This is a genomic window from Streptomyces sp. NPDC043876 (genome assembly GCF_056435825.1).
This window is the reverse complement of record NZ_JBWKDV010000023.1, coordinates 41,119-47,219: the sequence shown is the minus strand read 5'-3', so window position 1 is coordinate 47,219 and position 6,101 is coordinate 41,119. Positions and strand designations below refer to the sequence as shown.

7 protein-coding genes are annotated in these 6,101 nt (G+C 66.7%); 5 read left to right on the top strand and 2 right to left on the bottom strand.

The features are described from left to right. The first annotated feature begins 994 nt into the window (after nt 1–994). Both AC0693_RS37695 and AC0693_RS37690 read left to right on the top strand, forming a co-directional pair. On the top strand, nt 995–1,309 hold the full coding sequence (locus AC0693_RS37695) for a hypothetical protein (protein WP_478804449.1): 315 nt from the start codon (nt 995–997) through the stop codon (nt 1,307–1,309). A 378-nt stretch (nt 1,310–1,687) separates the two neighbouring features. After that, nucleotides 1,688–2,284: a hypothetical protein gene (locus AC0693_RS37690; protein ID WP_478804448.1), complete on the top strand. Its 597-nt coding sequence runs from the start codon at nt 1,688–1,690 to the stop codon at nt 2,282–2,284. A 471-nt stretch (nt 2,285–2,755) separates the two neighbouring features. On the opposite strand, the gene AC0693_RS37685 is transcribed toward AC0693_RS37690, so the two are convergent. Both AC0693_RS37685 and AC0693_RS37680 read right to left on the bottom strand, forming a co-directional pair. Further along, nucleotides 2,756–2,965 carry an e9imm peptide gene (locus tag AC0693_RS37685; RefSeq protein ID WP_478804447.1) on the bottom strand — a complete coding sequence of 70 codons (210 nt, stop codon included), beginning with the start codon at nt 2,963–2,965 and terminating at the stop codon, nt 2,756–2,758. Next, the gene (locus AC0693_RS37680; protein WP_478804446.1) at nt 2,962–3,426 is read right to left on the bottom strand and encodes an NUDIX hydrolase; all 465 of its coding nucleotides are present in this window, start codon (nt 3,424–3,426) and stop codon (nt 2,962–2,964) included. The genes AC0693_RS37685 and AC0693_RS37680 overlap by 4 nt, the downstream gene beginning before the upstream one ends. An 18-nt stretch (nt 3,427–3,444) precedes the next feature. Between AC0693_RS37680 and AC0693_RS37675 the strand changes: the two genes are divergently transcribed. The 3 genes from AC0693_RS37675 (at nt 3,445) to AC0693_RS37665 (ending at nt 6,075) form a co-directional block, all read left to right on the top strand. Further along, complete coding sequence (locus AC0693_RS37675) at nt 3,445–4,227, top strand: GntR family transcriptional regulator (RefSeq protein ID WP_478804445.1); 783 nt, start codon at nt 3,445–3,447, stop codon at nt 4,225–4,227. Between the two features lie 139 nt (nt 4,228–4,366). Continuing rightward, nucleotides 4,367–4,705: an SCO3933 family regulatory protein gene (locus tag AC0693_RS37670; protein ID WP_478804444.1), complete on the top strand. Its 339-nt coding sequence runs from the start codon at nt 4,367–4,369 to the stop codon at nt 4,703–4,705. A gap of 2 nt (nt 4,706–4,707) precedes the next feature. Next, nucleotides 4,708–6,075 carry an FtsK/SpoIIIE domain-containing protein gene (locus AC0693_RS37665; protein WP_478804443.1) on the top strand — a complete coding sequence of 456 codons (1,368 nt, stop codon included), beginning with the start codon at nt 4,708–4,710 and terminating at the stop codon, nt 6,073–6,075. Nucleotides 6,076–6,101: the final 26 nt, after the last annotated feature.

Here is a 6,101-nt window from a genome sequence, read left to right as displayed (position 1 = left end):
ACAACTCCCACAAGCCGTCCGGCACCATCCGCTGCACAAGCCCAGTCGTCACCACACCAGACTGCCGCAAGATCACACCAAACGAAATGGCGTCTCAGCAGGTCAGAGGTTCAAGGAGCGACCGAGCGCTGATATCCGTCCACGAATGGGCCACGGCCTGCGGAACCTCGGGGATCAACCCCTGGAGACGTGGGGGCACAAGGAACGCCGCTCATACCCACCCAACACGCCGTTCCCGAGGGATGCCCAGAAGAGCTTCGATTCCGCGAAATGCCCACCGAGGGTGTGCCAGGACGCGTCCGGGTGTTCCAACCGCAACGTGGCCAGGCCGGCCGAGGCCAGGCCGCAACGCTGGTAGCTGGGGAGCGTGTAGGGCTCCTCGACCCAAGCGAGACGGCAGGCCGGGCAGGCCTGGTAGTCGACGCAGAACGCATACTCGCCATCCAGGTTCGCAGCTCGCTGCCGCCAGCCGGCCCGGTTCGGCGAAGGGGTGTCCTGCCAAGGAGTATCCAACTCGACTTCAGCCGCTGGCCTGTTGCGCTGGCCGAGTCGCCCTCGGGTCAGCCACCGCACGGCTTCGCGCCATGGCTCTCGCCCAGACACCCACCCGATTTCCTGGGCCTGGCCAGCCAAGAGCCGAGCTGCTTGCCGGTTCGATTCGCTCGTCATGACTCTGACCATTCCCTGAAATGTGACGTGGGAGCCTTGAGCTTGGGAATCGCCGGTCTTCGATCCCCTTACGCCCCCTGGCCAGGGGGAATGGGAGTCGTCGCGAAGCTCTGGGGTTCCTCGCGGACCCGTCGTTGACCGCTGTAGCCCGCCCTGTGTGGCACACGACTGGCATGCGATCGCGAAGCCACCTGGCGAGGAAGCGGCAGCGAAGTAATGCACCAGTCAAGCAAGCACTGGGGTTCGCACCGCGTATCGTTCGAAACACCTTCGGGCTAGGGGTGTCTTGGGTCACACTAGGCGTCCGTAGAGCCAAGGGGGAACCATGACGAATCCGTACATCAACGCGCCTATCCAGGCTCGCATGTACGCGAACACGGTGCACAAGGTGGTCTGGGTCGTCGCGGTCGTGGCGTCGGCGGGCCTTCTCGCGCCGCCTCTGTTTTTCATCGCAGCCAAGAAGCGTGTCGTCAGCATGGCTGTGCCAGCGGCGTACGCGGTGATCATCTACGGCACGGGATTTCTGGGTTCGCTCCTCGGCAACCCGAAGAACTGGGTAGGCGGCGTTCTCTCGATCGCGATGATCATTGCTGCCGTGCATGCCGCCATCCTCGATGCGGATTGGAAGCCGGGCCGATAGCAGCCGAGAGAGCTGCGCCCACCTGTCAGTGCGGGGAGGGCAGGCGCTGTTGAGCGCTGAGACGTTTCGAGTGCAGGACCTGAGTGCCTGGAGTTGGTGCGACCTTCTGATTCGTAGCTCTAGCGGGATCAGTCAGCGAGGTCGTGCCGACTTTCATGTCCTCGTGACCTGCCGACTGTCGAGGGTGGTTGGGTGCGACGCTGCTGCACGGCCAGCCCTTCGGGCCCCGACTCCTGCCGGGGCCCTCGGACGGTCAGCCCGCGTAGTCGCGGGGGTCGTAGCCGTGGTTGCAGGCGGGGAAGAGGTCATGGTGAGGCAAGCGTTGAGTCGACCTGACACTCTCGCCTAACCCGGCTGAGGGTGAGACCTAAGGAGATCATGGTGGGAACGTACTGGGGGCTGGCTGCAACCCAGCCAGATGGTGCAAGCTGGACGGCCCCCATCGTGGCCGCAGGAATCGCCGCAATCGCGGCCATCATTGCGGCCGTAATCGCTGCGCGTTCGGCCAGGGTGGCCAAGAAGTCCGAGCTTGAGGCCCAGAAAATCCGGGACTTGGAAGCGAGGATATCGGAGAGGAAGTACGACACCTATAAGCCGATGATCAATCTGCTAAAAGATTTTATGAATCAGCGGACTGTTGATCAGGAGATTTTTAGGGCCAGTGTTTCTGACTTCGCCACGTGGGTTGCAATCTACGGGTCGGGTGAGGCCGTGGGGGCGTTCCATAACTTCATGCAGGCGAGCTATAGTTCGCCACCACCGATAATTCTGATGCGGCTCTACGCAGATTTTGTAATTTCCGCTCGGCGCGACATCGGGCATCCCGACACTCAAGTGACGAGAATGCAGTTTCTGGGAATGCGGATCACCGACATATATACTCACCCGTCGTTCGCGGAGATCGACAACCCGTTTGTTGATCTATGTCGCAGTGCCGGATGGACACCGCCATGGCCCCACCAATCGACCAGCTGACGATCGAGGTTTGCGGAGCGGTCTGACCATCATGGCGCGCCCCCCCAACTCCCATCCCGTCTGCCGTCGGCCCACACGTATGTGGAGCGGGCGCGGTGCCGGGCGTCCTGGTGGAGCGCCCAACTGGACGAACGACCTGGACGCCCGGTGCCGTGTCTGCTCGGCTTGCCTGGGTCGACGGCAGACGGGATGGGAGTTCCCCACCACGGCCATCCACGGCCGGTGGCCGCAAGCGGTGCCCCTCCATCCCGGAGCCTGAGCGCCCCCGCCGGAGGCATCGGCGTTGACCGGCAGACGACAGACCTGGCACGTCCCCCACTCAACCCCCAGCCGAAAGGCGCGCGGCCGGCGGTCCGGGCTGGAGCGGGGCGGAGACAGGAGCGCAGGCCCGGGGCGACGGGCGCGCGACGCCGCCTTGGCGGCGGAAGCGCCCTTGATGAAGTAGGGAAAGTCTTACCGCACAGGCCTGAGTTAGAGGGCGATCGGCCTGTACGCCAAGGCTCGCGTGACGACCTTCTCAGCGGTCAAGCCCGGGTCGAAGTCCCAGTAGATGTAGTTCGCGATGTGCGGGCACCGCAGGCCCACGTGGAGGGCTTCCAGGGCGGCTTCGGCCTCGGGCTCGGTGCTGAGGGTGCCGTCCAGGAGCTGTTGGACGAGGTGGAGCGCTTCCTCGCGCGTCATGCCGTGAGGAGCTGGTGGCCGTCGTGGCTGCGGACGTGGGGGCCCGCGTGGTCCAGGGCGTCCAGGAGGCGGATCGCGTAGACCTCGGACATCTGGGCCGAGACCTCCTCCGGGGTGAGCCAGGCGACCGCGGTCGATTCCTCCGAGGTGCGTTCCGTGCCGCCCGCGGGCTTGCAGCGGAAGACCAGGGCGACGATGCCGCGCGTGGTGTTCTTGTAGACCCCGGTGAGTTCGTCCACCTCGATCTCGATGCCCGTCTCTTCCAGGACCTCGCGGCGGACGCCGGCTTCCGGGGATTCGGCGAGTTCGAGGACTCCGCCCGGCAGTTCCCAAGTCCCGTTGTCCGCTCGTCGGATCGCCAGGAGTCGGCCGTCCTCGCGGAGCACTGCCCCGGCTACGGACACGGAGTGCAGTGGCGTTGACTTGGCCTGGGGGGAACCCGTACTCATGTACAGGAGCATAGGAGGAAGAGAAGGACTATGGGAACCGCAGTGGGAGGTGGCCGAGGGGCCGTGCCGCGCTACGTGCAGATCGCCGACGACCTCGTCCAGCAGATCCGGGCCGGTGTGCTGAAGGCCGGCGACATGGTGCCGAGTGAGTCCGAGCTGGTGGAGCGCTACGGCGTCGCCGGCGGGACGATCCGCAAGGCCATGGTGGAGGTGCGGGCCAGTGGGCTCGTGGAGACGCGGCACGGCAAGGGGTCGATCGTGAAGGCCCGGCCTGCCGTACGGCACCGGTCCTCCGACCGTTTCCGGCGCACGCACCGGCAGGAGGGTAGGGCGGCGTACCTCGCGGAGTCCGCGCAGTCCGGTGCCGAGGCGAAGGTGAGCGTGCTCTTCATCGGGCCCACGGAGGCGCCGGATGGGATCGCGGAGCGGCTCGGGGTGACCGTGGGGACTCAGGTCCTGGCTCGGCGGCGGCTCTACTTCCGGGACGGGACTCCGGTGGAGACGGCGACGTCGTACCTGCCGTGGGACGTCGTCAAGGACATCCCGGAGCTGTTCTCGGAGAACCCCGGCCCCGGTGGGATCTACGCACGCTTGGAGGATCACGGCCACGTCTTCGCCGAGTACGTGGAGACCCTCCAGGCCCGGCCCGCCGCCAAGGCCGAAGCGATCGAGCTGTCGCTGACCCCCGGCGCTCCGGTGGTGCACCTGCTCCGTGACGCCGTCACCGAGGAGGGTCGGGTGGTGGAGGTGTGCGACACCCTCATGGCCGCTGACCAGTTCGTCTTCGAGTACCGGATCCCCGCCCGAGACTGACGCTCGCTCAACTCACCAAAGCCCGCCGCGAGTTTCTCTTCGCGGCGGGTTGACTCATGTATAGGAGTGGGGCACTCTTCTTCATGTAACTCATGTACATGAGTGCAGGAGTTCCACCTCTACATAGGAGTGATCTTTCGTGCGTCAGATCCCCGTCGACACCACCGGCGCGACCCTGATGGTCGCCCAGCCCCCGCAGCTCAAGATGCGGGACAAAAAGACGGGTCAGGTCGCCGTCGACAACGAGAGCGGCAACAGCCTCATGACGGTCGACGTGCTGTTCGTGATGAACGGCAACGCCGAGGTCGTCTCCGTGACCGTGGCAGAGCCCGACATCTCCGGTGACCTGACCACGGGCACCCCGGTCGCGCTGACCGGCCTCGTCGCCCGGCCGTGGGAGAACGAGTTCAACGGTCAGAAGCGGCACGGGCTCAGCTTCCGCGCCGTCGCCGTCACCTCGCTGGCCAAGGCGGGCTGACCATGAGCGCCTTATGGGGCACGCTGCTGGCGGTCCTGCTGGTCCTCGTGCTCGCGCTGGTCCTGCGTTGGCTGCGGCCCACCTGGTACTGGATGACCTTCGGGGTCAGCCTCGCCACGGTCCGCGTCCTGGTCCGGTACCGCTCAGTGATGGATGCCTGCGGGCTCACCGTTCCGCCTTCGCGGTGGCGGCTGGCCCTCGCCCGGTTCGCTGATCGCCCCGTTCCCGAAGCTCGTTCGCCCCGCATCTTGTGGCTGAGGCCCACCGCCACTGGGCTGGTCCTGCGCCTCAAACTGCGGTCCGGGCAGGACGCATTCGACTTCACCGCCTCCTCGGACCGGCTGCGGCACTCCTTCGCCCTTCACAACGTCGTTTCCCGCGAGATCCGCTCCGGTGTTGTCGAACTACGGATGACCGGATACGACGTACTCAGGCGGGTGCGCATGCCGATCGCCCCGCACGCCGAGACACTGCGGGTTCCGGTGGCCCTGCGCGAGGACGGGGAGGTCCACCACCGCGACTACCGACAGGTCCCGCACGCCCTGAACGTCGGTGCCACGAAGTCCGGCAAGTCCGTCTACCAGCGCACCCTCGTCGCCGGCCTCGCTCCGCAGAACGTCGCGCTCGTCGGGATCGACTGCAAGAACGGCGTCGAACTCTTCCCGCTGGCCCGCCGCTTCACCGCCCTGGCCGACAACCCGGTCGCCGCGGCCGAACTGCTGGCCGCGCTCGTCCAGTACATGGATCGCGTCTACCAACTCATCCGGGCCGAACAACGCATCAGCGTCGCCTTGCCCGACGCGGAGATCACCGCCGACATCTGGGACCTGCCCGCCCACCTACGTCCCGTCCCCGTCGTGGTCCTGGTGGACGAGGTCGCGGAGCTCGCCCTCGCTGCGAACAAGGCGGAGGAGGCACGGCGGGACCGGATCGTCACCGACCTGGTCCGCCTCGCCCAGCTCGGCCGGGCCGCAGGCATCCATCTGGAGATCTGCGGCCAACGCTTCGGCTCCGAGCTCGGCAAGGGCATCACCATGCTCCGCGCCCAGCTCACCGGCCGGACCGCCCACCGCGTGAACGACGAGACCTCGGCGAACATGGCCTTCGGGGACATCTCCCCGGACGCCGTCCTCGCCGCCGTCCAGATCGACAAGGACCGTCCCGGCACCGCCGTGGCCGGCGACTCCTCCGGCGGCTGGTCCCGCATCCGGGCCCCGCACACCACGCTCCGCCAGGCCGTGAACGTCTGCAACGAGCACGCCCACCGCACCCCGGAGATCCCCGAACTGGACGCCTTCCGGCCCGAACCTCCGGCCCGCGTCCTCGTCGGCAAGGTCCAGCCGTGGGCCGCTGGAGCAAGTGCCTTCTAAGCACGTGGCCAACCCGATCGGCGCGA

Coding starts and splice junctions, on each gene's coding strand:
- AC0693_RS37695 (WP_478804449.1), top strand. CDS start 995: ATGACGAATCCGTACATCAACGCGCCTATCCAGGCTCGCATGTACGCG.
- AC0693_RS37690 (WP_478804448.1), top strand. CDS start 1,688: ATGGTGGGAACGTACTGGGGGCTGGCTGCAACCCAGCCAGATGGTGCA.
- AC0693_RS37685 (WP_478804447.1), bottom strand. CDS start 2,965: ATGACGCGCGAGGAAGCGCTCCACCTCGTCCAACAGCTCCTGGACGGC.
- AC0693_RS37680 (WP_478804446.1), bottom strand. CDS start 3,426: ATGCTCCTGTACATGAGTACGGGTTCCCCCCAGGCCAAGTCAACGCCA.
- AC0693_RS37675 (WP_478804445.1), top strand. CDS start 3,445: ATGGGAACCGCAGTGGGAGGTGGCCGAGGGGCCGTGCCGCGCTACGTG.
- AC0693_RS37665 (WP_478804443.1), top strand. CDS start 4,708: ATGAGCGCCTTATGGGGCACGCTGCTGGCGGTCCTGCTGGTCCTCGTG.